The organism is Rhodoglobus sp. G.S.23 (assembly GCF_056675935.1).
The window spans coordinates 1,605,459-1,631,508 of record NZ_CM155237.1; the positions used below are offsets into that span (position 1 = coordinate 1,605,459).

At 57.9% G+C, this 26,050-nt stretch carries 20 protein-coding genes; 10 read left to right on the forward strand and 10 right to left on the reverse strand.

The window, feature by feature from the left end:
• Positions 1 to 11 precede the first annotated feature (11 nt).
• A complete protein-coding gene (locus AC1ENN_RS07735; RefSeq protein WP_480405767.1) occupies positions 12 to 1,151 on the reverse strand; it encodes an alkaline phosphatase family protein in 1,140 nt (379 codons plus the stop codon).
• Between the two features lie 12 nt (positions 1,152 to 1,163).
• On the opposite strand from AC1ENN_RS07735, the gene AC1ENN_RS07740 reads away from it, so the two are divergent.
• Positions 1,164 to 3,623: a DNA gyrase/topoisomerase IV subunit A gene (locus AC1ENN_RS07740; RefSeq protein ID WP_480405768.1), complete on the forward strand. Its 2,460-nt coding sequence runs from the start codon at positions 1,164 to 1,166 to the stop codon at positions 3,621 to 3,623.
• A 38-nt stretch (positions 3,624 to 3,661) separates the two neighbouring features.
• Here AC1ENN_RS07740 and AC1ENN_RS07745 read toward each other — a convergent pair whose 3' ends face one another.
• A complete protein-coding gene (locus AC1ENN_RS07745) occupies positions 3,662 to 5,740 on the reverse strand; it encodes a DNA gyrase/topoisomerase IV subunit B (RefSeq protein ID WP_449646779.1) in 2,079 nt (692 codons plus the stop codon).
• A gap of 214 nt (positions 5,741 to 5,954) precedes the next feature.
• Between AC1ENN_RS07745 and AC1ENN_RS07750 the strand changes: the two genes are divergently transcribed.
• Both AC1ENN_RS07750 and AC1ENN_RS07755 read left to right on the forward strand, forming a co-directional pair.
• The gene (locus AC1ENN_RS07750) at positions 5,955 to 6,185 is read left to right on the forward strand and encodes a DUF7455 domain-containing protein (RefSeq protein WP_449646780.1); all 231 of its coding nucleotides are present in this window, start codon (positions 5,955 to 5,957) and stop codon (positions 6,183 to 6,185) included.
• A gap of 61 nt (positions 6,186 to 6,246) precedes the next feature.
• Positions 6,247 to 7,248: a sugar-transfer associated ATP-grasp domain-containing protein gene (locus AC1ENN_RS07755; RefSeq protein WP_449646781.1), complete on the forward strand. Its 1,002-nt coding sequence runs from the start codon at positions 6,247 to 6,249 to the stop codon at positions 7,246 to 7,248.
• 58 nt (positions 7,249 to 7,306) lie between these two features.
• Here AC1ENN_RS07755 and AC1ENN_RS07760 read toward each other — a convergent pair whose 3' ends face one another.
• The 3 genes from AC1ENN_RS07760 to AC1ENN_RS07770 all read right to left on the reverse strand — a co-directional run bounded on the left by AC1ENN_RS07760 (position 7,307) and on the right by AC1ENN_RS07770 (position 10,453).
• Positions 7,307 to 8,008, reverse strand: a complete 702-nt coding sequence (locus AC1ENN_RS07760) for a coenzyme F420-0:L-glutamate ligase (protein ID WP_449646782.1) — start codon at positions 8,006 to 8,008, stop codon at positions 7,307 to 7,309.
• A 7-nt stretch (positions 8,009 to 8,015) separates the two neighbouring features.
• Positions 8,016 to 9,377, reverse strand: a complete 1,362-nt coding sequence (locus AC1ENN_RS07765) for an RNA polymerase sigma factor (RefSeq protein WP_480405769.1) — start codon at positions 9,375 to 9,377, stop codon at positions 8,016 to 8,018.
• A 140-nt stretch (positions 9,378 to 9,517) separates the two neighbouring features.
• Positions 9,518 to 10,453: a proteasome assembly chaperone family protein gene (locus AC1ENN_RS07770; protein WP_449646784.1), complete on the reverse strand. Its 936-nt coding sequence runs from the start codon at positions 10,451 to 10,453 to the stop codon at positions 9,518 to 9,520.
• A 101-nt stretch (positions 10,454 to 10,554) separates the two neighbouring features.
• On the opposite strand from AC1ENN_RS07770, the gene AC1ENN_RS07775 reads away from it, so the two are divergent.
• The 3 genes from AC1ENN_RS07775 (at position 10,555) to sucB (ending at position 15,160) form a co-directional block, all read left to right on the forward strand.
• Positions 10,555 to 12,042: a leucyl aminopeptidase gene (locus AC1ENN_RS07775; protein ID WP_449646785.1), complete on the forward strand. Its 1,488-nt coding sequence runs from the start codon at positions 10,555 to 10,557 to the stop codon at positions 12,040 to 12,042.
• A 97-nt stretch (positions 12,043 to 12,139) separates the two neighbouring features.
• On the forward strand, positions 12,140 to 13,513 hold the full coding sequence (gene lpdA, locus AC1ENN_RS07780; protein ID WP_480390816.1) for a dihydrolipoyl dehydrogenase: 1,374 nt from the start codon (positions 12,140 to 12,142) through the stop codon (positions 13,511 to 13,513).
• 60 nt (positions 13,514 to 13,573) lie between these two features.
• Positions 13,574 to 15,160: a 2-oxoglutarate dehydrogenase, E2 component, dihydrolipoamide succinyltransferase gene (gene sucB, locus AC1ENN_RS07785; RefSeq protein WP_480405770.1), complete on the forward strand. Its 1,587-nt coding sequence runs from the start codon at positions 13,574 to 13,576 to the stop codon at positions 15,158 to 15,160.
• Between the two features lie 11 nt (positions 15,161 to 15,171).
• Here the strand turns inward: sucB and AC1ENN_RS07790 are convergent, their stop codons facing one another.
• Positions 15,172 to 16,659: a hypothetical protein gene (locus tag AC1ENN_RS07790; protein WP_480405771.1), complete on the reverse strand. Its 1,488-nt coding sequence runs from the start codon at positions 16,657 to 16,659 to the stop codon at positions 15,172 to 15,174.
• A gap of 181 nt (positions 16,660 to 16,840) precedes the next feature.
• Between AC1ENN_RS07790 and AC1ENN_RS07795 the strand changes: the two genes are divergently transcribed.
• Complete coding sequence (locus AC1ENN_RS07795) at positions 16,841 to 17,557, forward strand: DUF4191 domain-containing protein (RefSeq protein ID WP_449646789.1); 717 nt, start codon at positions 16,841 to 16,843, stop codon at positions 17,555 to 17,557.
• A 50-nt stretch (positions 17,558 to 17,607) separates the two neighbouring features.
• Here the strand turns inward: AC1ENN_RS07795 and AC1ENN_RS07800 are convergent, their stop codons facing one another.
• Complete coding sequence (locus tag AC1ENN_RS07800; RefSeq protein WP_480405772.1) at positions 17,608 to 18,012, reverse strand: RDD family protein; 405 nt, start codon at positions 18,010 to 18,012, stop codon at positions 17,608 to 17,610.
• Between the two features lie 136 nt (positions 18,013 to 18,148).
• On the opposite strand from AC1ENN_RS07800, the gene glnA reads away from it, so the two are divergent.
• Entirely contained in the window at positions 18,149 to 19,585 is a 1,437-nt protein-coding gene (gene glnA / locus AC1ENN_RS07805) for a type I glutamate--ammonia ligase (RefSeq protein ID WP_449646791.1), read from the forward strand.
• A 64-nt stretch (positions 19,586 to 19,649) separates the two neighbouring features.
• Here glnA and AC1ENN_RS07810 read toward each other — a convergent pair whose 3' ends face one another.
• On the reverse strand, positions 19,650 to 22,580 hold the full coding sequence (locus AC1ENN_RS07810; RefSeq protein WP_480405773.1) for a bifunctional [glutamine synthetase] adenylyltransferase/[glutamine synthetase]-adenylyl-L-tyrosine phosphorylase: 2,931 nt from the start codon (positions 22,578 to 22,580) through the stop codon (positions 19,650 to 19,652).
• 16 nt (positions 22,581 to 22,596) lie between these two features.
• Positions 22,597 to 23,934: a glutamine synthetase family protein gene (locus tag AC1ENN_RS07815; RefSeq protein ID WP_449646793.1), complete on the reverse strand. Its 1,338-nt coding sequence runs from the start codon at positions 23,932 to 23,934 to the stop codon at positions 22,597 to 22,599.
• A gap of 150 nt (positions 23,935 to 24,084) precedes the next feature.
• On the opposite strand from AC1ENN_RS07815, the gene panB reads away from it, so the two are divergent.
• Complete coding sequence (gene panB / locus AC1ENN_RS07820; RefSeq protein ID WP_449646794.1) at positions 24,085 to 24,915, forward strand: 3-methyl-2-oxobutanoate hydroxymethyltransferase; 831 nt, start codon at positions 24,085 to 24,087, stop codon at positions 24,913 to 24,915.
• Between the two features lie 32 nt (positions 24,916 to 24,947).
• Here the strand turns inward: panB and AC1ENN_RS07825 are convergent, their stop codons facing one another.
• The gene (locus AC1ENN_RS07825; protein ID WP_449646795.1) at positions 24,948 to 25,115 is read right to left on the reverse strand and encodes a methionine aminopeptidase; all 168 of its coding nucleotides are present in this window, start codon (positions 25,113 to 25,115) and stop codon (positions 24,948 to 24,950) included.
• 48 nt (positions 25,116 to 25,163) lie between these two features.
• On the opposite strand from AC1ENN_RS07825, the gene map reads away from it, so the two are divergent.
• Positions 25,164 to 26,030, forward strand: a complete 867-nt coding sequence (gene map / locus AC1ENN_RS07830) for a type I methionyl aminopeptidase (protein WP_449646796.1) — start codon at positions 25,164 to 25,166, stop codon at positions 26,028 to 26,030.
• Positions 26,031 to 26,050 lie beyond the last annotated feature (20 nt).

The window sequence follows — 26,050 nt, forward strand, 5'->3', positions numbered from 1 at the left end:
AGCGCAACCCGCTAATGGGCAAACGCGCCGAAACGCACGAGCGGAACGCGCAGCTCATCGTCTGTCCACGATCCATGCTGACCAACCATGAGTCGACCGTGATCATTCGGAATTCGTGAGTCGTAGTACGCGATTGCCTTGCGTGCCGCAACGATGATGTCGCCAATACGCGCTGCGACTGCAGGGGCGACATCGCCGAACCAGCCAGCAGCTATTGCGTCATCACGGCTAACGACCCACGAACGATGACTCTCAGCCGCGTACCAACGATCGAAGACCTCGGTGCGTTCATCCGTCGTCAATGACGGTTCATAATGAAGCTGCAAACAGCGAGGTTCTCCGGCAACGTGACGCACGCCAGCAAGGAGCTCTGGCGAAGTGTCGAAGAGCACATGAGCGTGGGCAGGAACATCCACCATGCCGTGATCGGCGGTAACGAGCATTCCCTGATCATCAGCAAGCTGCCCAACAACACCGGCGAGAGCCCCATCGAGAGCTTCCAGCGCGTGAGTCCATTGCGGTGACTGCCAACCGTTAGCGTGACCGGCCATGTCAAGTTCTGGAGCATAAACGTAGGTGAGGGATGCCGCATCACTCGAGCCGGCAACTGCCACGGCCGCGCGCAATCGGTCAGCTAAAGAACCTGCCGCGACGTATTTCGCTCCACGCAGTACGGCTCGAGTGAACCCAGAGTCGCGATAGCGAGCCGCCCCAACCGCCACTGCCGTGTGTCCGCGCTCGCTAGCGCGTTCGAAGAGAGTCGGAACACGCTGCCATACGGCAGGGTCGAGCCGAGCATCCCAACCAGAAAGCTGATTGACCACCCGGTCATTGACGGTATCGAGAGCGCTATAGCCGACCAACCCATGCTGGCCAGCTCGAGCGCCAGTCGTCAGGCTCGCTAGCGCTGCTGCCGTTGTGGTGGGAAATCCTGATTGAATCACCGAAGTTTTTGAGAACGCAGAACTGAGAGTGCGCGCGTGGCCGGCGCGGGCCTTCAAGCTCTGAGCGCCAAGGCCATCGACGAGCACAACTACCGCGTGCCGGACGGATGGCAAGCTTAAGCGATTAGCCTCACCTTCGATTGCCTGGAATGAACTTGACAACACATCGGTGAGGTTCGCTGAGTCTGGGTTAAGCGCCGGTAACATTAGGGCAATCCTATGGCTACTCCCACAAAACCCACCCCAGACTCCCCTGCCGGCGAACGCATCGAAGATATCGATGTAACCACTGAAATGCAGGGGTCCTTCTTGGAGTACGCGTACTCCGTGATTTATTCGCGCGCTCTTCCCGATGCCCGCGACGGCCTCAAGCCCGTACAACGCCGCATTTTGTACCAGATGAGCGAGATGGGGCTGCGCCCCGAAAAGGGTCACGTCAAGTCCTCCCGCGTCGTTGGCGACGTCATGGGAAAACTCCACCCTCACGGTGACGCGTCAATCTACGACGCGATGGTTCGACTGACCCAAAGCTTTATTCTTCGCGTTCCGCTCATTGACGGCCACGGTAACTTTGGCTCGCTCGATGATGGTCCCGCTGCCCCGCGTTACACCGAGGCACGCTTGCAGGCCTCCGCGATCGCAATGACCGACAACCTCGACGAAGACGTCGTCGACTTCGTGCCGAACTACGACAACTCCACAACTCAGCCAGAAGTTTTGCCTGCGGCATTCCCCAATCTGCTCGTCAACGGCGCCAGCGGAATCGCTGTCGGCATGGCAACGAACATGGCACCGCACAACCTCATCGAGGTCGTGGGAGCCGCACGCCACCTGCTGTCAAATCCCGACGCTTCGCTCGAAGAACTCATGCAGTTCGTACCCGGTCCAGACTTGCCGACCGGGGGAAAAATCATCGGACTCGCCGGTGTAAAGGATGCGTACGCGAACGGCCGAGGAGCGTTCAAGACACGAGCGAAAGTTTCTGTCGAATCCATCACAGCCCGCAAAATGGGGCTCGTCGTCACCGAACTCCCCTACCTCGTTGGCCCCGAGCGTGTGATCGAAAAGATCAAAGACGGCGTCAACGCAAAAAAGATCGTCGGCATCTCTGACGTTACCGACCTCACTGACCGAAATCATGGTCTTCGCCTTGTCATCGGAATCAAAACGGGCTTCAGCCCGGATGCTGTCCTCGAACAGCTCTATCGCCTCACTCCCCTAGAAGACAACTTCAGCATCAACGCCGTCACCCTCGTTGACGGTCGCCCACAAACTTTGGGCCTCAAAGCGCTGCTTGAAGTTTTTCTCAAGCACCGCCTCCAAGTGGTTACGCGGCGCAGCAATTTTCGTCTAACCAAGCACCGTGAGCGCTTGCACCTGGTCGAGGGACTGCTCGTCGCGATCGTCGACATCGATGAAGTGATTCAAGTCATTCGCCAGAGTGATGACAGCGATCAAGCGCGAACGCGCCTGCGCGATGTCTTCGATCTGAGCGAACTGCAGGCTGAATACATTCTTGAGCTGCGCTTGCGACGACTCACGAAGTTCAGCCGGATCGAACTCGAGGCAGAGGCCGACAAGTTGCGTGCCGAGATTGCGCGCCTTGAAGCCCTACTGGCAGACGAAAAACTGATTCGCGCACTCGTCTCAGACGAACTCGAAGAAGTCGCTGAGAAATTTGGTACACCGCGACGCACGCTACTCACCGAAGCTCCCGCATCGATCGCAACAACCTCACGCTCCGCCGCCCGCAAGAACTTGCCGGTGCTCGAAATAGCGGACGAGCCGTGCGTCATTCTGCTGTCAACAACGGGCCGCGTCATCCGCGTTGGTATACCCGAGGGTGAAACCGTCCTTGCCACTCCCCGTCGATCACAGCATGATGCGATTCGCTCGCGCGTTACAACAACAAGCCGCACCGAAGTCGGCGCAATCACAAGCCGTGGCCGCCTCATTCGATTCACGGCGATGGAACTGCCGAACGTTCCATCAAGCTCGGTGCAGCTGGGAGCCGGATCCAAGATCAACGAATACTTAGCAATCGACGGCAAAGAGAAAGTATTGGCTCTCGTCTCGCTCGAGAGCGATCAGCCGATCGCGTTGGGAACTCGACTCGGCACGGTAAAGCGGGTCACCCCCGGCGCGTGGCCATCGAAACCTGACTTCGAGATCATCGCTCTGAAAGATGGCGACGAACTGGTCGGAGCGGGACACAGCAAAGACGGTGATGAACTCACATTCATCACCTCAAATGCACAATTGCTTCACTTTGCGGCGTCATCAGTGCGCCCCCAAGGACTCACGGCTGGAGGAATGGCCGGAATCCGCGTGGAGTCCAGCGCCGCCGTGATCTTCTTCGATTCCATCGACCCAAGCACCACCCCTGTAGCCGTGACCGTTTCCGGTTCGAGCGCAACGATTGCCGGCACCGACCCTGGCCGCGCTAAGGTAAGCGAATTCGACCAGTTCCCGGCCAAAGGACGAGGAACAGGCGGGGTGCGCGCACACTCACTCCTCAAGGGCGAAGACGTGCTCACCCTTGGATGGGTCGGAGCGGCTCCTGCAACCGCCGTAGCGCCCGATGGGGTCGTACGTCACCTCCCAACAGAGCTAGTGAAACGCGATGCCTCAGGGGCACCTCTTGACGGCGTAATTGGCTCGATTGGAACGACTCCCTAGCTGGGCAGTCGGCTGTGTAGGCGGCGGCCCTTCCGTCGCTAGATGTCGATCCGGTCGCGGTCGAGACCCTGACCCTGGATGATGAACTCCTTGCGCGGAGCAACCTCATTGCCCATGAGCAGCTCGAACACGGTTCCGGCTTGTTCGGCATCCGAGATGTTCACGCGACGCAGCACCCGGTTATTGCGATCCATGGTCGTCGTCGCTAGCTGATCGGCATCCATCTCACCCAGACCCTTGTAGCGCTGGATGGGATCTTGGTAGCGCTTGCCCGACTTTTTGAGGCCAGCCAAGACGCCGTTGAGTTCCTTTTCGGAGTACGTGTAGATCGTCTCATTGGGCTTCGACCCTGGATTGATCACGACTACCCGGTGAAGTGGTGGGACCGCGGCGTAGACCCGGCCGTCACGAATCATGTCAGGCATGTAGCGGAAGAAGAGAGTGAGGAGCAAGGTACGAATGTGGGCACCGTCGACATCTGCATCGGCCATGATGATGACCTTGCCGTAGCGGGCTGTTGAAAGATCAAAGCTTCGCCCGGAGCCAGCACCAATAACTTGAATGATCGACGCGCACTCTGCATTCGACAACATGTCGCTAATCGATGCTTTTTGAACGTTGAGGATCTTGCCTCTGATGGGTAGCAACGCTTGGTATTCACTGTCACGGCCGAGCTTCGCCGTGCCAAGTGCCGAGTCACCCTCGACGATAAATAGTTCGCTATTGGCAACATCGCTCGAGCGGCAGTCCACAAGTTTCGCCGGCAAGCTCGAGCTCTCGAGCGCATTTTTTCGGCGTTGAGTCTCTTTATGGGCACGCGCGGAAATGCGCGACTTCATTTCAGCAACGACCTTGTCGAGCACCAACGAGGACTGAGCCTTGTCGTCGCGCTTCGTCGATGAGAACTTTTCAGCCAGAGCGGTGGCAACAACCTTCGCGACGATTGCGCGTACCGCCGGGGTTCCCAAGATCTCCTTAGTTTGCCCTTCGAACTGAGGCTCTGGCAATCGCACTGTCAATACAACCGTCAGACCAGCAAGTACGTCGTCTTTGTCGAGCTTGTCGTTGCCCAGCTTCAGTCGTCGTGAATTTTTTTCTGTCTCGGCCCGCAAGAACTTGAGCAAGCTCTGCTCAAAACCTGCGAGGTGCGTTCCGCCCTTGGGGGTAGCAATGATGTTGACGAAGCTCTTGACCACAGTGTCGTACCCCGTGCCCCAACGGAGAGCGACATCCACGACGCAGTCTCGGGAGACCTCGGTAGAAACCATGTGACCGTTTGGCTGCAAGACGGGCACGCTCTCAGTGAAGCCGCCTGAGCCAGTGAGCCGCCACGTGTCGGTAATGGGCGGATCAACGGCGAGATGTTCAACGAACTCTGAGATTCCGCCTTCAAACGCGAAGCTCTCGTGGCGGGGCTCGTCACCGCGCTCGTCCGTGACATTCAACGTGAGGTTGGGCACGAGGAACGCGGTTTGGCGAAGTCGATCGATCAATCCGTCAGACTGAAATGTTGCGCCCTTGGTGAAAATCTGGCGGTCAGCCCAGTAACGAACACGGGTACCGGTGCGTGCCTTGGGCACCTTGCCAACGATGCGAAGTTCACTGCCGGAAACGAAAGGAGTGAATGGTGCGTCTGGCGTAGGTGCGCCCGTGTCCGCGAATGTTCCTGGCTCGCCACGATGGAATGACATTGCCCAGGTCTTGCCGTCGCGGTCGACCTCAACGTCGAGTCGTTCAGACAGAGCGTTGACGACCGAGGCGCCGACACCGTGAAGACCACCGGATGCCGCATACGAGCCCGAACCAAACTTGCCTCCGGCGTGCAGCTTTGTGAAAACTACTTCGACCCCTGAGAGCCCGGTCTTAGGTTCGATATCGACGGGGATGCCCCGTGCTTGGTCTCGCACTTCAACGCTCTCGTCAGCGTGCAGAATCACGCTGATTTCTGAACCGTGCCCGTCGAGCGCCTCGTCGACTGAGTTGTCGATGACTTCCCATAGGCAGTGCATAAGCCCGCGGGAGTCAGTGGAACCGATGTACATACCGGGACGTTTGCGTACAGCTTCGAGCCCCTCAAGTACTGAAAGGTGACGGGCTGAATAGTCAGAGCTCGCCATGATGTGCTCCTAGGGTTTGACGACGGAAGACCAGCGTTAAGACTACGTTCTCCGCACGACATTGCTGCCCATCAACACCCATCGCGCACTGAGACCGCCATGGACTGATTCTGATACGCGCTGAGCGAAATGCCCTCGATATAGGAACAATCCGCAGGTCCGCATGCTTGTATAGGCGTACGGATTAACAACCGCAAGCAAGAAGGAGTAGGCCATGTCGAACATTGCAACAGAAGACACCACAGTCGATGAGATGGACTACACCCTCACGGCGCTCGATCGCTGTGACAGTTGTGGCGCGCAGGCATACATTCGCGCGACTCTCGCCAGTGGCGATCTCCTCTTCTGCGCTCACCACGGCGCAAAATTCAAGGAGAAGCTCTTCCCTACCGCTCTTGGGTGGATCGACGAGTCGAGCCGTCTGGCCTCTGGACGCACCGTTTAGTTTCGCCCGCTAGCTAGCTCGTAACCGGCACCCGTGTCGGTGTGACCTTCGTAGGAGAACTGTGAAGCGCATCCGGCATTATGTGTCGCGTCTGAAGTCTTTGGACGTTTCGAATATGTTGGCGGTTGCGCGGGCCATTAGCGCGCGCGACCGCACTCCGGTCATCCAAATTTTGCTCGACATGGTGTGGTGCTCGCTCGTTTATCAAGCGGGTTACCTCGACTATGAGGAATTCGAATTTAACGTGCTCAGTCGCGCCGAACGACGCACGTGGATCACGAGCGGGAATGCAAACTCGATCGTCGTCAAATATAACCAGCGTGACTTTCGACAACGCTTCTACGACAAACCAACGTTCAACACAACGTTCAACGAATGGCTTGGTCGTGATTGGCTAGATCTCAGAACCGCCACGGAGTCTGAGTTTGTCGAATTTGTCGGTTCCCATGACCCCATCATGGTCAAAGTGGTCGACAGCATGAGCGGTGCCGGAATCGCGAAACATTCCGGTCAAGAACTAGCTGATGCTCCTGCTTTGTACCGCGAGCTCATGAACAATCGCCAGTTTCTGGTGGAAGCGTTCATCGAGCAACACCCTGGTATGTCAGCGCTGTGTCCTACTAGCGTCAACTCGCTGCGCATGATCACTTTCTTCGATGGAACCGATGTGCATGTCCTTGAGGCGGTACTGCGCATGGGCAACGGCGCCGACGTCGATAACTATGGCCGAGGCGGCATGTATACCGTTCTCGACGAAAAAACTGGCATCGCCCCCTATGGCGCCTTCGATAAGTACGCGAATACTTTCGTTACTCATCCACAAACAGGAACCCCAATCGTCGGGTTCAAAGTTCCCCTCTACGACGAGGTACTGAGTACCCTCGACACGGTCTCTCGCATCATTCCGCAGATACCGTATGTCGGATGGGACATCGCAATTTCGACCACAGGTCCGGCAATTATCGAAGGCAATTACAACACTGGCGTGTTTCAGATGAAACCGAGCCTGACCGGAATCAAGACAGGTTTGTTGCCCAAGTTCCGCGAAGTAATCGACTTCTAGTTGCACACCTTGTTCGGCAGCTGCCACAGTTCGAGGCAGTTACGCCGGCAGCCGGAATCTAAACTGCAGCGCGACGGATGACACCAAGTGGCGTGCTCTGGTGGTCTTGCCCGAGCGGATTATCTTTGAGAACGTGCAGTACTAACGCGTTCGTGCTCTTGTCTGTTGAGCCGAGAACGTTGCCACCGAAGTCGTTGATATCGACGACTGCCACCGTGATCGAACCGCCGAGAGCCTGAGCAATATCGTTCGCGACGCCATTGGGCCGAGCCGGGCCGAGCACGACGTGGGAATCGTACGGCGGGATGGTGTTCTTTGTCGGGCCATCGATGGCGCGAGCCTTCGGACCAGCAATCCGGTAGAAATCACCACGGCGGCCAAAAGCCTTCGTGACGGCGGCGACCGCTGCAGCAAAAAGAATCCGGGGCGTTCCACACTCCCGAAGCGCCATTTCCATCGTTTCGGGCATGCCAAGGCCAATGCCATGAGAGGTCTTGGTGACGTATTTCGAGAGCGTCGTCGCAAGTTTGCGCGGTACAACCTCAGAGATTGGGTACGCGCGGCCCTGCGTGATTCCGACGATCTTCTCCGTCACGAAAAGAATGTCGCCATCGCGCACGACGTCTGTCGCGTACTCCGTGACAACCTGAACTATGTCGTCATTATGAACCACCAAGCGAGTCTTGATGGGAAGTCGCTCGTAAACAACTCCATCTACCTCGACGGTGAGACTCTTTCCCGCATTCGCTTCAGAACCCATTGTTGGCCTATTCGAGGTAGTCGCGTAGGGACTGCGAACGTGACGGGTGGCGCAGCTTGGCCATCGTCTTGGATTCAATCTGTCGGATGCGCTCGCGCGTAACACCGAACGTGTCACCGATCTGGTCGAGAGTCTTCGGCATTCCATCGCCGAGTCCAAAGCGCATGCGGATTACTCCAGCTTCGCGCTCGGAAAGTGAATCAAGCAGGCTCTCCAGTTGCTTCTGCAACATGGTGAATCCAACGGCATCCGCAGGAACTACGGCCTCGGTGTCCTCGATGAGGTCACCGAACTCGCTATCGCCGTCTTCACCAAGCGGCGTGTGGAGCGAAATTGGCTCACGCCCGTACTTCTGAACTTCGACAACCTTCTCAGGGGTCATATCGAGTTCGCGCGAAAGCTCTTCCGGAGTGGGCTCGCGACCCAAGTCCTGGAGCATCTGGCGCTGAACGCGGGCAAGCTTGTTGATGACTTCAACCATGTGCACGGGGATGCGGATCGTGCGAGCCTGATCGGCCATCGCCCGGGTAATCGCCTGGCGAATCCACCACGTTGCATAGGTCGAGAACTTGAAGCCCTTGGTGTAGTCGAACTTCTCAACAGCACGGATAAGACCGAGGTTTCCCTCTTGAATGAGGTCAAGGAACTGCATTCCTCGGCCCGTATAACGCTTGGCGAGCGAGACAACCAGTCGAAGGTTGGCTCCAAGCAAGTGGCTCTTAGCGCGTTGACCGTCTTTGGCAACCCACTGAAGTTCGCGACCAAGAGTCGAACGAACTTCGGCTGGAGTCATCGCAGCGAGCTTGTCTTCAGCGAAAAGTCCCGCTTCGATACGCATCGCGAGCTCAACTTCTTGAGCCGCGTTGAGCAGAGCAACTTTACCGATCTGCTTCAGGTAGTCCTTGACGGGGTCAGCAGTTGCTCCGGTGATCGCAGCCGAGTAAACCGGAACGTCATCTTCATCATCAACGAGCGAGAGTACGAGCGCACCAGTGGGCAGCGCTTCGTCTTTGCTCGTCGACTTCTCTTCTTGGTCGTCGTCTTTCGGCTCCTCGTTACCATCAGCCTCAACAATTTCGACGGTCGAAGCGGCAGCTTTACGGGCCTTGGCCGGGGCTTTCGCCTTGGCCGGCGCCTTAGCTGTGGCTGGCTTTTTCACTGCTGCAGCCTTCTTTGCCGTTGCCGATCCGGCGGCCGACTTCGTCGTCGTCGCCTTCTTGGTTGCTGGCTTCTTGGCGGCAGTCTCCACGCCATCAACAGATGTGGTCGCCTCGTCGGCCGCTGCGGCGGCTTTCGTGCTCGCTGCTGTCTTAGCAGGAGCCTTCTTCGATGCGGTTACGGACTCCGCAGTCTTGGTTCGGGTCGCCATGTGAACACCTTTCCGAGGTTTTCGGGCAGTACTAAGACCCATGTCAAGTATCTGAACCTTTTGTGCACTGCACAAAGTCCCAGAACAAGAACGGGTCTTACTTCTAGTATGCCACGCTTTTGGGCGGTTACACACCAGAGCTAAAGAGGGAGTCCCGGGTTGCTATTGTCATCGCCCGCGCGCTTGATGGCGAGGAACTTTTGCAGTTCTGCGGCGATTTCATCGGCCGACGGCAATTCGCCATCCTCATCGGTCAGTGGCGACCGCATCGGATTTTCTTCCATGTAATTGTCGTGACGCTCTTCTAAAGTGCCGACGAGGCGCGCGAGTTCTTGATTGCTCTCGACTTGGCTATCGATCTTGGCCAAAAATTCCCGGCCATCTTCACGCAGTCGATCGGTGGGAAAAATCAAGCCAGTCGCCGCGCTCACGCTTTCTAGCGCGGTAACAGCGGCGGTCGGCCATTCGGTATCGGCCAAGTAGTGCGGAATGAGTAAGACGAAACCTGCGGTCGGATGCCCGAGCTCTTGCAAGCGGAACTCAATGAGGTGCATGGCGTTTGCCGGGACCTGCGTGTGAGGCTTCCAGACGGAAAGTGCGTCAATCAGCTCAGTGCGATTGCCGCTGACGGTAACGCCGATACCTCTCGTGTGCGGAACCGGCATGGGAATAGCGTGAACCCAAGTGGTTGACGCTACGTCGAATTTCTCAACAAGGCGGAGGACTGCAGCCGAGAATCGTTCCCACTGAAAATCTGGTTCGTACCCCGTAAGCAACAAGAAGGGTTGCCCTAGCTCGTCCTTGGCGAGATACAGCTCAAGCTTGGCCGGACGGTAATCACTCAAGTGGTCTTGATCGAAATAGATCGTCGGTCGTCGCGCCCGGTAGTCAAGAAGGGTGTCATTGTCGAATGATGCAACCACCGTGCGTTCGAGCGTATCGAGTAGGTATTGGCTGAGCTGACTGACAGCCCCGCCAGCATCAGCAAAGCCCGTAAGACCCGCTACCAGTGGGAGGCCGCGGGGCACTGCAGCAACATCGGTGACGATGTCGTATAGGCCTGCCGGATCTCGCATGATTCAACTCTAATCGCGTGGGCGCCTGCATCCTGAGGATTACGGCCCACAACATCAAGCTGCTAGCGAACACGCAGCCGGATGCTGGATATCATGAGGGTATGACCGTTGCTACTTTGCATTTGTCCACCGCGCCCGCCTCTGAAATTGAATCCGATGTACTCGTAATTGGGGTGGTAAAGACGGAATCTGGACCGCAATTGGTCGACAGTTCTGCCGCGCTTGCGCCTTTTGCTGACGCGCTGAAGATCATCGGCGCGACTGGCGCTCAGGATGAGCTTTACCGCATCCCCGCTTCCGGAATCTCAGCACCAGCAGTTGCCTTCATCGGCCTCGGAGACAAGGAAGTTACCGCCGAGGTTGTGCGCTACGCCGCTGGCTCCGCTGCTCGCCAGTTGAAGGGTGCTGCGCACATTTCTCTCGCCTTAGGTATCGAATCATCTGAGGACACGCTCGCGGCCCTAGAAGGCGCAGCGATCGGCGCATACTCCTACGACGTCTACCGGTCAACTGCACCCGATGCCGCAAAGAGCCTTGCCGCCACGATCACGGTAGTAAGCCCGGCAGACGACCCTGCGTTAGTAGAGCGCGCGCTCATCATCGCCCATGCCACCCACGTGACCCGCGACCTTGTCAATCAAGCTCCCGGTGAGCTCTACCCCGCTACCTTCGCTGAACGCGCAAGTGCGCTGGCCGATCTCGATAATATCGAGGTAGAAATCCTTGCCGAGAAAGAACTCGAAGATGGCGGATATGGCGGCATCCTCGGTGTAGGTCAAGGATCGAGCCGCGGACCCCGACTGGTGAAGCTCAGCTACAACCCGGCAGGCGCCACCAAGCACCTTGCACTGGTTGGTAAAGGAATCACGTTTGATTCCGGCGGGCTATCACTCAAACCAGGACTCGGCATGATCGGCATGAAGTTCGACATGAGTGGCGCAGCAACCGTCATGGCTGTAGTCGAAGCGTGCGCGAAACTCGGCACCAAGGTTCGCCTTACTGCGTGGCTCTGCCTTGCGGAAAACATGCCATCTGGCACCGCTATCCGCCCCAACGATGTACTGACCATTCGCGGCGGTAAGACCGTTGAAGTCCTCAACACGGATGCTGAGGGCCGCCTGGTCATGGCCGATGGCCTCGTCGCCGCCAGCGAAGAGAACCCCGATGCCATTGTCGATATCGCGACGCTCACCGGCGCGGCGGTTGTCGCCCTCGGAAATCGCTATGCGGGGACAATGGGCGACAAGGAACTCGTAAGTCAGGTAGTTGCGGTTGCTGATCGAGTCGGAGAGCCTTTCTGGCCAATGCCGATCAGCCCAGAACTGCGCCCGATGCTTGCCTCGGACATTGCGGACATCGCCAACATAAAGGCGGGGAACTCGGCGGGAGGCATGCTGATCGCTGCCGCTTTCCTTAAGGACTTCGTTGGCAAGCGCGCTGACAGCACCGAAACTATCCCGTGGGCGCACATCGATATTGCCGGGCCTTCCGATAATCGCGCCACTGGCTGGGGTTACATCGGCAAGGGCGCAACCGGAATCGGTGTAAGAACGCTCATCGAACTGGCCGAGGAATTTTCTCGACCGTAGTAAGGTTTTTACGCGGGTACTTTCCGCACCATCCGGTCGCACCGTGAACACACTCTGCGTACCGTCGAACAAATTTCCTTACAGAGGAGCTGCTGTATTGGCTGAGCACAATTTTGACCTTGTCGTTCTTGGTGGAGGAAGCGGTGGCTACGCAGCCGCGTTGCGCGCCTCCGAACTGGGCATGACCGTTGGCTTGATCGAGAAGGGCAAGCTCGGCGGCACGTGTCTCCACGTCGGCTGCATTCCGACGAAGGCGCTTCTCCACTCGGCAGAAGTTGCTGACGTTACTCGGGAAGCGGCTAAGTACGGCGTAAACACCACCCTTGAAGGCATTGACATCGCGGGGGTAACGAAGTACCGCCAGGACATCGTTGCCAGCAAGTACAAGGGCCTTCAGGGACTCATCAAGATGCGCGGAATCACCGTCATCGAGGGCGAGGGCAAGCTTGTCGCGCCCAATACCGTCCAGGTCGGTGAAGACACCGTAGTTGGCAAGAATGTAGTTCTTGCCACAGGTTCCTACTCTCGCTCGCTTCCCGGTCTCGAAATCGGCGGTCGAGTAATCACCTCCGAACAGGCTCTTGAACTCGACTTCGTTCCGAAGAAGGTTGCCGTTCTCGGCGGCGGCGTCATCGGTGTCGAATTCTCTAGCGTGTGGAAGAGCTGGGGCGCCGACGTGACGATCATCGAAGGTCTCCCTCACCTCGTTCCCAATGAGGACGAATCCGTCAGCAAGCAGTTCGAACGTGCGTTCCGCCGTCGCGGAATCAACTTCCACACCGGTGTGCGCTTCAAGAGCGTTGAGCAGAACGATGACGGTGTCGTTGTCACGCTGGAGAACGGTGAGACTGTCGAGGCGGAGCTTCTTCTGGTTGCTGTCGGGCGTGGACCATCCACTGCCGGGCTTGGCTTCGAAGAAGTTGGCATCGAAATGGATCGCGGCTTCGTGCTAACCAATGACCGACTCGCAACCAACGTTCCCGGCATCTACGCCGTAGGCGACATTGTTCCTGGCCTCCAGCTCGCACACCGCGGGTTCCAGCAAGGAATCTTCGTTGTCGAAGAAATCGCTGGCCTCAAGCCGATCGTTATCGACGACCTCAACATCCCCAAGGTCACGTACAGCGACCCTGAAGTTGCCTCCATAGGTCTCAGCGAAACGAAGGCCATTGAGCTTCACGGCGCGGACAACGTCAAGGCTTACGACTACAACCTTGGCGGAAACGGCAAGAGCGCCATCATCGGTACTGCTGGATCGATCAAGGTAGTTCGGGTAGTCGACGGGCCCGTCATCGGCGTCCACATGATTGGTGCACGAGTAGGCGAACTGATTGGTGAAGCACAGCTCATCGTCAACTGGGAAGCGCATCCAGAGGACATTACGCCGCTGCTTCACGCACACCCCACCCAAAACGAGGCCCTCGGCGAGGCATTCCTCGCTCTGGCCGGTAAACCGCTTCACGCGGTATAGGCTCCGCCTCAACCACGGAACTAAGCTATTGATGACAAGCATCACAAAGGAGCAGTACTGATGAGCGAATCCGTTAACCTTCCGGCACTCGGCGAGAGTGTCACCGAGGGCACGGTGACCCGCTGGCTTAAGCAAGTCGGCGATAGCGTAGAGGTCGATGAGCCCCTACTCGAGGTCTCAACTGACAAGGTCGACACGGAGATTCCTTCTCCTGTCGCCGGCGTCATCGAAGAGATCCTGGTCGCCGAAGACGAAACAGTAGAAGTGGGCACTGCACTGGTACGAATCGGTGACGGATCTGGCGGCTCTGATGCTGCTCCCGCCGCCGAACCCGCCGCCGCTGAAGCTGAGGCGACCGCCCCGGCTGCTGAGGCCGCTACCGAGGCTGCGCCCGCTGCTGAAGCTGCGCCCGCTGCTGAAGCACCAGCTCAAGAAGCACCAGCTCAAGAACAGCCCGAAGCGACACCTGCTGCGGCTGAGCCCGAGCCAACTCCGGCTGCGGCGCCTTCCGCTGAAGCTCCGGCTTCCGAGCAAGCCCCCGCTGAGGAAGCTCCTGCCGCTGAGCAGGCTCCTGCCGAGGAAACTCAGGCGACTGAGGCTGCAGCTACTGAGGCTGCGCCTGCTGCTGAAGCTCCGGCTCACGCTGCAGCAGAAGCTAGTGTCGAGTCCAACAGCGACACTAAGACTGATGACTCTGACGCTGACGATTCCGAGGCTGATGACTCCGACGCTGATGACTCGCAGGCCGGGTACCTCACTCCCCTCGTGCGCAAGCTAGCTAATGAGCGTGGTGTTGACTTGAGCACAATCACCGGTACCGGTGTTGGTGGTCGAATTCGTAAGCAGGATGTTCTCGAAGCAAGCGAAAAGGCCGCTAACGTAGAAGCGCCCGCGGCTGCTGCAAGTGCACCCGCTGCTCGCGAAGTTTCACCGTTGCGCGGAACGACAGTACCGATGTCTCGCTTGCGCAAGGTCATCGCTGAGCGTGCCGTCATTTCGATGCAGTCCTCCGCGCAACTCACCTCGGTGGTTGAGGTCGATGTCACCGCAGTGGCCAACTTCCGCACTTCGGTCAAGGACAAGTTCCTAGAGAAGACCGGAACGAAGCTTTCGTTCTTGCCATTCTTTGCCCTTGCGGCAGCTGAAGCACTCACGTCGAACCCGATTATCAACGCGACAATCGAAGACAACTCGATCGTGTACCCTGCGCAGGAAAACATCAGCATTGCTGTCGACACCGAGCGTGGGCTCCTCACACCGGTCATCCGCGACGCGGCATCGCTTGACCTTGCAGGACTCGCTGGAGAGATCGCCGATCTCGCCAAGCGAACCCGCGACAACAAGCTCACGCCCGACGAGCTTTCTGGAGGAACGTTTACGCTAACCAACACAGGTTCGCGCGGCGCACTCTTCGACACTCCGATTGTGTTCCTCCCGCAATCCGCCATCCTCGGCACCGGAATCGTCACGAAGAAGCCCGTTGTCATCAGCGACGCTAACGGTGACTCAATCGGCATCCGCTCGATGGTCTACTTGGCTCTCAGCTACGATCACCGCATCGTAGATGGCGCCGACGCAGCTCGTTTCCTCGTTGACATGAAGAACCGTCTCGAGGGTGGCGATTTCGCCGACAAGCTCGGAATCTAGATAACTACGCACTACTGAGCAAGCGTGTAGCTTCTTATTCGCCAACCGGCCTCGCCCTTCACCAGAAGGATCGAGGCCGGTTTGCTTGTATCCGCTGTCGCGAACTCAAAAAGGACGCTATCCCCAAGTTGTTGAACTTCCACACTTTTCTCGATAGCGAAAAGCGACGCAGTCGGGAACTCACCGCCAGCGAGTACGGCGTTGACCAGCGCGACATCGCTCGCATACGACGGGGTGCCGACAAGAGAAACAGACTCAAGACACACCGTGGAGAGGTCTCGAAGACATTCTGACCTTGCCTTCAACAACACAGGCAATGCATCCGCGGCCTCACCCCCGAGCAGCGCCACCGATACCGGCGCATCGACCGTTTCCTCAGTGATTTCAGTTGGTTCTTCCTCCACCGGACCGGAGAGTCGATTCGCCTGCACTGCAGCCTCGCCCTCATCGGTTGCATCGACGGCGAGGACCACGCCAGCGAGCACCACACAGAGTAGGCCAGCAGTCGCGAACAGCCACGTTCGCTTGCGAACGGGCCTGCACCACGCAGATGCCGCACGAATCCCCGCCGCGCTCCGCCGGCGCACTAACTCAAGCACCTGCGTGAGGTCAAGGTCGAGCCACGGCGGTAGAGCAAGAACGGAACTGGCTTCGCTCTCAGTGTGCACCGTACGATCGACGACAGCACTCACGCGGAGGGCGGTCGGTTCCTCAGCGGCGGACTGGGAGTCATCGCTGTTGAGCCGCAGCGGCTCAGGAGCGCCAATGCTGAACAGTCGCCTCTCTAGGTGGTGATCCCAGTTAGGTTCATCGAAGTGAGCATCGTCAGCGAGCCAATCATCGAGCTCGCACACCGCACGCTGCCCGTCTCGATCACCGCGCACAGCGGCGAGAACGCTTCGAGCGAGCTGTGCCAACAATCGACGATCATCGGTGAAAGCACAGTTAATCTGGAGCTCATGAGGTGTTCGCGGTGCGGTATGAAGCTGCGCGAAACTGAAATCAGTAAAGAATGGGCACCCCGTCTCATCAAATTGGACGGCATCCAGATTTATTGCGACGATCGCGACACCCGATCGATGCGCACGGCCGAGTGACGTCAGGAGCGGTGCAACGATCGTGATCGCCTCGCCTGGACGCAACGAGTTGCGATCGCGCAGAATCTTTCGGAGCGAAACGCCTCCGCCCCATCGCACGACCAGAATCGGCTCGTCGTCCGCGGACGCAGCCACATCGTCGATATCGGGAACGTGACGACCACTAGCCAGAGAGAGACAGTGGATCTCATTAAGTATTTGCGTGCTCGTCGTGGTCTTCGGGAATTGTTTGAGAGATCGAATTTCAGGCCAGCTTTCCGCAGATGATTGCGGAGTTACAGAGTGCTGATCTTGTGCGGATATCCGCTTCAGCTGTCGAGCGTGGGCAAGAACAAGGCGTGCCCGAGCGTTCTCTTCCAGAACCCGAACACTCCTATAGCCAGCCACAACGTCATCAGTCACGGAACCATTCTTTGCGGAGAATTCCGGGGGCACTGGGGACGAGAGGCGAGCTGGGGAAAACCGTCCATTACCCCTACCCGTTGGGGCGAGGTGGGCGCGCCTCTCCTTTGAGAACGATCCGATTGCGGCGAGAGCTCAGATCCGGAATTCCGGAACGCGCTCTAGGCCGTATCCTAGAAGCATGGCACGCAGAGAAAAGACGACAAAGGCTCCAAAAGAACCAGGCCGCATCAAGCAGATGTATCAGGTCTTCCAGATGACGAGGCGGTACGACAACCTCGCAGTATGGTTCTTCTTGCTCGCATTCCTGCTGCCGATAGTCGTCGGACTCGCCCTTGCGTTCCTGCTCTCTGCAGACAACGTACTCGGCTTCGTCCTCTATATCATTGCTGGCGTTATGGCTGGACTCCTCGCCTTCCTCATCGTTCTCGGTCGTCGCGCCGAACGCGCTGCCTACTCGCAGATCGCTGGCGAGCCCGGTGCAGTTGGCGCCGTTTTGAAGAGCTCTCTTCGCCGCGGCTGGACCGCGAGCGAAATGCCGGTCGCGATTAGCCCCAAGACCCAGGATGCTGTCTATCGTGCGGTCGGCAAGGGTGGCGTCGCACTAATCGGCGAAGGCCCGCGAAGCCGCACGCAAAAGATGCTTGAAGACGAACGTCGCAAGCTTGTTCGCTTCTTGCCCAACGTTCCCGTCCATTTCATTTATGTCGGCCCTGACGCTGAGTCGGTGCCGCTTCACAAACTTGCCCCCGCCCTCGGTCGCCTCAAGAGCGTTCTCCGCAAGCCAGAAATACTCGCGATTTCGAATCGTCTTACGTCCCTCGACAAGAATGGGCTGCCCATTCCCAAGGGAATCGATCCGATGAAAGCCCGCGCGCAGCGCTCACAACGCGCTTAGCACTTCTCGCGCCACGTGCAGGAGTGTGCTGCTTGCGCAGACCTGCCGGGCTAGCGACGAACGAGTAGAGTCCCTGCTAGTCGATCGTGCATGCCTCGCTGATCGATGTCCCAAATCACCGCCGGGATCACAATGGCCATGAGGAGCGTTCTCACAATGGGACGCCAGACACCGAGGTAGCCTCCGGCAAGGGGCACCACTCGCATCCCCATAATGATGTGCCCGAAGCTGCCATTCGCTGTGATGAGCAAGACGATCTCGGCTGTCACGAAAACAGCAAGGGTCGCGAACGCGTCATAATCAAAAAAGGCAATCGATACAACGACGGCAAAACCCCAGTCGATCGCCAAGGCGACAAGGCGACGGCCGAGTCGCACAATCGAACGTGGGCCCTCGGCAGGGAGTCCGATTCGCTTGCCCGGCCACTGATCGTTAGAGTTTTGCTGCTGATTCACTGCCTCAGCCTAACCAATACCTCTCATGTAACACGCCCGAAACAATTCGGTGATGATTGTGAAACTCGGGTTCTGTACCCTAAGAGGTGGTTGTAACGACAGCCGATCGCCAATGAACACCTTGGAGTTCCACTCAATGTCTCATCCGAAGTTTTCCAATTCGTCTGAGGTTCTTGCATTTATCAAGGACACAGACGTGAAGTTTCTCGACATCCGGTTTACCGATCTGCCCGGAATCCAGCAGCACTTCAACATTCCTGCTGCCACCGTCGACGAAGACTTCTTCACCGTAGGCCAGCTCTTTGATGGTTCATCAATCCGCGGTTTCCAGTCGATCCACGAATCAGACCTCCAGCTCATCCCCGACGTCACCACCGCATACGTTGACCCGTTCCGTGTCGAGCGCACCCTCATCATCATTTTCGACATCTACAACCCGCGCAATGGTGAGATTTACCCTCGCGACCCGCGCCAGGTAGCCAAGAAGGCTGAGAAGTACCTCACGTCGACGGGAATCGCCGACACTGCTTTCTTCGCCTCCGAGGCAGAGTTCTACATCTTCGACGATGTTCGCTACGAAGTAAGCGCCAACAAGAGCTTCTACGAAGTTGACTCCAGCGAAGGTGCTTGGAACAGCGGACGCACGGAAGAAGGCGGAAACCTCGCAAACAAAACGCCATTCAAGGGCGGCTACTTCCCCGTCTCCCCCGTCGACCAGCACGCTGACTTGCGCGACGACATCGTCGTCAAGCTCATCGATGTCGGACTCGACGTCGAACGCAGCCACCACGAGGTCGGCACGGCAGGGCAGGGTGAGATCAACTACAAGTTCGACACTCTGGTTCACGCTGGCGACGACATCCTCAAGTTCAAGTACATCGTCAAGAACACGGCGAACGAATGGGGCAAGACTGCAACGTTCATGCCGAAGCCGCTCTTTGGCGACAACGGCTCGGGAATGCACACGCACCAGTCGCTGTGGAACGACGGAACTCCGTTGTTCTATGACGAAAAGGGCTATGGCGGACTCAGCGACGTGGCTCGTTGGTACATCGGTGGACTGCTCAAGCACGCACCAGCGGTGCTCGCATTCACCAACCCGACCGTCAACTCGTACCGTCGTTTGATCCCTGGATTCGAAGCTCCCGTGAACCTCGTGTACTCGGCCGGAAATCGTTCGGCTTCCATCCGTATTCCGATTACCGGAACGAACCCCAAGGCAAAGCGCATCGAGTTCCGCGCACCCGACGCATCAGGTAACCCCTACCTCGCGTTCGCTGCCCAGCTCATGGCTGGCCTTGACGGCATCAAGAACAAAATTGAGCCGCACGAGCCCGTCGACAAGGACCTCTACGAATTGCCTCCCGAGGAAGCACGCCTGATTCCTCAGGTTCCTGCCTCTCTTGAAGAAGCTCTCGTAGCTCTCGAAGGTGACCACGAGTTCCTCATGGAAGGAAACGTCTTCACCAAGGACCTCATTGAGACCTGGATCGACTACAAGCGTACGAACGAACTGCTCCCATTCGCACAGCGCCCGCACCCGTACGAGTACGAACTGTACTTCGGCGTCTAAGCGCTAACACAGCACATAATCGGGTCGCACCTTTCGGGGTGCGGCCCGATTTGCGTTAACCCGGCTAGCGGCGGACGGTATTCGCGACACCATAGAAGCGTCGCTCGAAGACCCGTCGAGCTCGGCGGGTTGCACGAAGGTAGTCTTCTTCGAGTTTGGTAGCAGAGCCAGGTGGGTACTCCAGCATTCGGGCTATACCCTCTAGCTGGAGCCGATCATTAGGAAGCACGTCGGCAGACTTTGACGTCCACAGGGTGATTGCGGAGCGTGCGCGCGAAGCCAAAATCCACGCTTCACGCAACCGGGCAGCATCAGAGGCAATGACGAGTTTTTCTGCCACAGCAGCGTCAAGTGCATCCAAAGTTGACGTCGTGCGGAGCCCCGGCACCCGTGCGCCGTGCTGGAGTTGAAGCAACTGGACAAACCACTCGACATCGCTAATCGACCCGCGTCCCAGTTTGAGGTGTCGCGAGGGGTCAGCAGCTTGCGGAAGTCGTTCGGACTCGACTCTGGCTTTGATCCGCTTCACTTCGCGTACATCTTGGGGAGAAATCGCTTTCGGATAGCGAACACCATTAGCCAAGGTTTCAAAGTCGTTTAGCAGCCCCAGATCGCCCGCTACGCCGCGCGCACGCAACAACGCCTGTGCTTCCCACGTGAGTGACCAACGCTCGTAGTAGGCCTGATAGGAGTCCAATGAGCGCACTATTGCGCCGTTCTTCCCCTCTGGCCGCAAGTCGAGATCCAAGTCGAGCGGCAACTTCACATCTTCCGTGATGCGTTTGAGCCCCTTAGCGAGAGCTTCCGCTCGTTTGGCGGCAACTTCACTCTCGGCATCCGTGGCTCGGTAGACGTACATCACGTCGGTATCTGAGCCGAAGCCAGACTCCGCACCGCCGTAGCGCCCCATCGCAATTACGCCGAACTCTATGCCGTCGGGCTCGGGCCGGAGCACCGCCAACGCGCCCTCGAGGATTGTTGTGGTCACATCACTGAGACCACGGCCCAACTCCTGAATAGAAATAACTCCGAGGATCGAGCCAAGTGCGAGACGTAACACCTCACGTCGCCTCGCAGTGCGCAGCGCGACTGCCGCGGCATCCTCGTCACCGCGATGACGCGCGACGATTGCTCGTGCCTCATCCCGCAAGACGTCCGCCGATCGGGGGCGAAGCTCCTTCTCTGATTCCAACCAGGCGGCCGCCTCGGGAATCCTCTCAAAAAGCCCACCGACATACTTCGATGAGGAGAGCACTTGGGTGAGCCGCTCCGCTGCCCCTGAGGAGTCTCGCAGCATCCGCAGGAACCAGTACGCCTCTCCGAGAGCCTCGCTGAGTCGTCGAAAAGCCAAAAGCCCATAGTCGGGGTCCGCTCCGTCAGCGAACCATTGCAACATGACGGGAAGAAGTGTCTTTTGCACAGTCGCTCGGCGGCTGACTCCCCCGGTGAGTGCCGCAATATGGGCAAGAGCACCTTTCGGATCGAGGAAGCCGATAGCAGCAAGTCGCGCCGACGCCTGATCGCTAGACAGCGCGAGCCCTTCTTCTGGAAGAGCGGCGACAGCTGAAAGGAGCGGGCGATAGAACAGGCGCTCGTGCAAACGACGAACCGCAATCTTGGTCCGCTGCCACTGCTCGGTCAGATCACTTGCACTCTTAGCAACACCAGTAGCGCGAGCCAAGACGCACAGATCATCAGGATCGCGCGGCATCAGGTGAGTGCGCCGCAGTCGTGACAACTGGATGCGATGCTCCAATAGGCGGAGGAACCGGTAATCACGCGCAAACTCGCCCGCCTCAGTACGGCCGATATAGCCCTGCTCCGCTAGAGCGATGAGTGCCCGCAGACTCGAAGTTTGACGCACTTCTTCGTCGTTTTGTCCGTGCACAAGTTGCAGCAATTGAACAGTGAATTCAATATCACGCAAGCCACCGGGGCCCAGTTTGAGTTGCACGTCGCGTTCTTCTGGCGGGATGTTCTCTGTTACCCGCTCCCGCATCCGCTGGACCGACGCAACAAAGTTCTCGCGGGATGCACTCGACCACACCATCGGCGCAACTCCGGCAACGTAGCGTTCGCCGAGGTCCTGATCGCCCGCAATCGGTCGGGCCTTGAGGAGTGCTTGAAACTCCCAACTGTCTGCCCAGCGTTCGTAGTAGGCAAGATGCGATTCCAACGTACGAACCAGCGCACCGTCTTTGCCCTCTGGTCGGAGATTGGCGTCGACTTCCCACAGCCCGGGTTCAAGGGTGAGGTCATTGATTCCGCGCATCGTCTGAACAGCAAGGCTCGTTGCGATGTCGACAGCACGGTTCGCCTCGATGCCATCCGGCTCGGTGACAAAAATGACGTCGACATCCGACACATAATTGAGTTCGCGGGCGCCGGCTTTCCCCATTCCGATAATTGCGACCCGAGTGCCCGCGATATCAGATGCGGGAAAATTGACTGTGCGGCGAGCAATGTTTAGCGATTCTTCTAGCGCTGCCCCCGCGAGATCCGCCAGTGCCATCGCCACACGGTCCACAGCAGCAAGGGGATCTTCCTGCGCTAAATCCCACCCCGTTAGCTTGGCCAGTTCGCTCCGGTAGCGGATTCGCAATGCGACCCACGCGTCTTCGCCGTCAAGCCCCACCGTCGCCTCAGCCAGCTTCGCCACGTATTCTTCTGGCGTTGGCGGGCCCTCGATAGGCGAGCAAAGAGCATCCAATTCTTGAGGATGGCGGACAAAGAAATCGCCCAACCCGGATGACGCACCCAAGATCTGCACAAGACGCACCGCAGCGGCAGCGTCTTCGAGAATGGGTTCAAGCTTTTCTGGTGCCGTTTCGGAGAGCGATAACAGCAGCCGTAACGCCTGATCGGGATCTGCCGCTCGCGCGAAAAGTTGCGGAACTTCAGGACGATCGAGAGCAAGAAGCCGCTCACGCGCTTCGCTCAGTTCTAGGAAACCCAGCTTGGCGAGTTCGGTCAGAGTATAGGGAGACTTAGACATGAGACGTCGGCGTCCTCTAGAGAATCTCTAGGTTGCTCTCCAGCTCATAGGGAGTCACCTGAGCGCCGTATGCCTTCCATTCGCGTCGCTTGTTGAGGAGAACGAAATTGAAGACCTGCTCCCCCAGCGTTTCAGCGACGAGCTCGGAACTCTCCATGATCGCGAGAGCATCATTGAGATTCGACGGCAACTGCTCGTAGCCGAGAGCCCGGCGCTCGTGCTCGGAAAGGTCACCGACGGCGTCTTCAGCTTCTAGAGGTAATTCATAGCCTTCTTCGATGCCTTTGAGCCCAGCAGCGAGCAAAAGCGAGTATGCCAAGTACGGGTTCGCTGCAGAATCGAGGGCACGGTATTCGATGCGAGCGCTCTGGCCCTTGCCTGGCTTGTACAGCGGAACCCGGACGAGTGCAGAACGGTTGTTGTGGCCCCACGTTACGAAGCTCGGCGCCTCGTCGCCACCCCAGAGCCGCTTGTAGGAGTTGACGAACTGGTTCGTGACCGCTGTAATTTCGGGTGCATGCTTGAGAACGCCAGCCATGAATTGCCGCCCGACCTTGGAAAGCTGGTAGTGACCGCTCGCGTCGTAGAACGCATTCTGGTCGCCTTCGAAGAGCGACATGTGGGTATGCATGCCAGAACCTGGCTGGTCGGACATCGGTTTCGGCATGAACGTTGCATAAACGCCCTGCTCGATTGCGACCTCTTTGATCACCGTGCGGAACGTCATGATGTTGTCAGCCGTCGTCAGCGCATCTGCGTAGCGAAGATCGATTTCGTTCTGGCCAGGACCAGACTCGTGGTGGCTGAACTCAACCGAAATGCCCAGGTCTTCGAGCATCCGCACAGAACGGCGACGGAAATCGTGTGCTGTTCCGCCAGGAACGTTGTCAAAGAAGCCGGCTGAATCGACGGGCTGCGGCTTACCGTTCTTCAGCTTGCTCGACTTGAGGAGGTAGAACTCGATCTCAGGATGTGTGTAGAAAGTAAAGCCGCGATCCGCAGCTTTTTCGAGTGTGCGCTTCAGAACATTGCGGGGGTCAGAAGCTGCAGGCTGGCCATCTGGCGTTGTGATGTCACAGAACATGCGTGCTGTGGGATCAATCTCGCCACGCCACGGCAGAATCTGGAAAGTTGTGGGGTCTGGATGCGCAAGCATGTCTGCTTCGTAAGCGCGGGTAAAACCTTCAATCGCTGAACCATCAAAGCCCAATCCTTCGGCAAACGCGCCCTCGATTTCGGCAGGAGCAACAGCAACGCTCTTGAGGGTTCCGACGACATCCGTAAACCAGAGACGAACGAACTTGATTCCACGTTCTTCGATCGTACGAAGAACGAAGTCGCGCTGCTTGTCCATTGACATTGAGTCCCTCGATCCGTGCCGTGTCGCGAAACCGCGACGTCGATTGTGCCTTCCTTAGGCTACTTGCTCTGAAGCGGCATTGCAGCGCAATCGCCGCCGCGCGACCCAATCATCGGCTGCTGCGGTGTCGTTAGACTTACCCGTATGACTGACCCTGCAGCAGCTGCCGCGCAAGCCAACCTGAAACGTGTCCGCACTCGCCATTTTCAGACGGCAAAAGAGAATGGCATCAAGATCGTTGGACTAACCAGCTATGACCAACTAACTGCTGGCATTTTTGACGAGTCCGGCATCGACTTTCTGCTAGTCGGGGACTCCGCAGGTAACAACGTTTACGGCTATGACACAACTTTGCCGGTCAGCATCGATGACCTCATTCCGCTCACGCGGGCGGTAGCAGGCGCTGTTACCCGCGCTTTTGTCGTTGCGGATCTCCCATTCGGCTCCTACGAGACTGGCCCGGATGAAGCCCTCCACACCGCGTTCCGGTTCATGAAAGAGACGGGCGCTCACGCCGTGAAGCTTGAAGGCGGAGTTCGCAGTGCCGAACAGATCCGTCGAATTGTCGACTCCGGCATCCCTCTCATGGCGCACATCGGCTTCACCCCGCAGAGTGAACACGGCCTCGGCGGGCACGTCATTCAAGGGCGAGGCGAAGGTTTCGAACAGTTGCTTGAGGATGCACTCGCGGTTCAAGAGGCCGGTGCATTCGCTGTTGTGCTTGAAATGGTTCCTGCGGATGCTGCCGCCAAGATCACCGAAGCGCTCAGGATCCCCACGATCGGTGTTGGCGCCGGCCCCCACGTTGACGGGCAGTTGCTCGTCTGGACGGACTGGGCGGGACTCACGAAGGGCCGCATCCCCAAATTTGTGAAGCAGTACGCCGATCTGCGTTCGACACTTTCCGGTGCCGTCTCTGAGTATCGCGCTGAAGTCGAAGCAGGAATCTATCCCACAGCGGAACACTCCTATTAGAGCGCCCCGCTGTAGAACAGCGCGGACACGACTTAGTCTGCCTTTTCCTCTTCGGCCCACTTGCGAGCTCGTTCGGCGATGATCTGGGGTGCGCGCTCAGCGCTCTCACGGCTATCAAACGGACCGTCCCGATCTACCCCGAGAGATTGTGGGCCCTCTTCGACTTCACCGGTCTTATGGTTGTACCACCATTGCGTCATGGTCTCGTCCCTTCGTTAAGCACAAGGCTACGCCGGTAGACTGGTCAGATGCCTCGGAATAAATCTGGTCACCTCGTTCCGGGAGTAATCCCACCCCCACTCGCAGTTCCGTCGTCAATAACCCGTCCGGAGTATGTCGGCAAGAAGGCACCACGCCCGTTCACCGGGTCTGATGTCTACAGTGCAGAAGCGATTGACCGCATCCGTGAGTCTGGCAAGATCGCAGCCGGTGCTGTTGAAGCGGTAGGCGCCGCGGTCGCACCGGGCGTTACCACCGCACAACTCGACCAGATCGCTCACGAATACATGATCTCCCGTGGAGCCTACCCATCCACCCTGGGCTATCGGGGCTTTCCCAAATCGTGCTGCACGAGCATCAATGAGGTGATCTGTCACGGGATTCCCGATGACACCGTGCTCGAAGAAGGTGACATCATCAACATTGATATCACCGCATACAAAAACGGGATGCACGGAGACCTCAACAAGACCTTCCTGGTCGGCACAGTGTCAGAAGATGCGCGCAACCTCGTCGAGCGAACTCAAGAAGCACTCAATCGTGGAATTAAGGCTGTAGCTCCCGGCCGCCAGGTTAACGTCATAGGTCGTGCAATCGAGTCATACGCCAAGCGCTTCGGCTATGGCGTTGTTCGGGACTTTACTGGCCACGGAGTTGGCGAAGCCTTCCACTCCGGCCTCATCATTCCCCACTACGATTCGGCGCCGCAATTCAATGACCTCATTGAGGTCGGGATGGTCTTCACAATCGAACCAATGCTCACGCTCGGAACTCACGAGTGGGATCAATGGGAAGACGACTGGACGGTCACAACCCGCGACAAGAGTTTGACCGCACAATTCGAGCACACGATGGTCGTCACAGAACGCGGCACTGAAATTCTGACGCTTCCCTAACTACGCGAAAGAGACACACA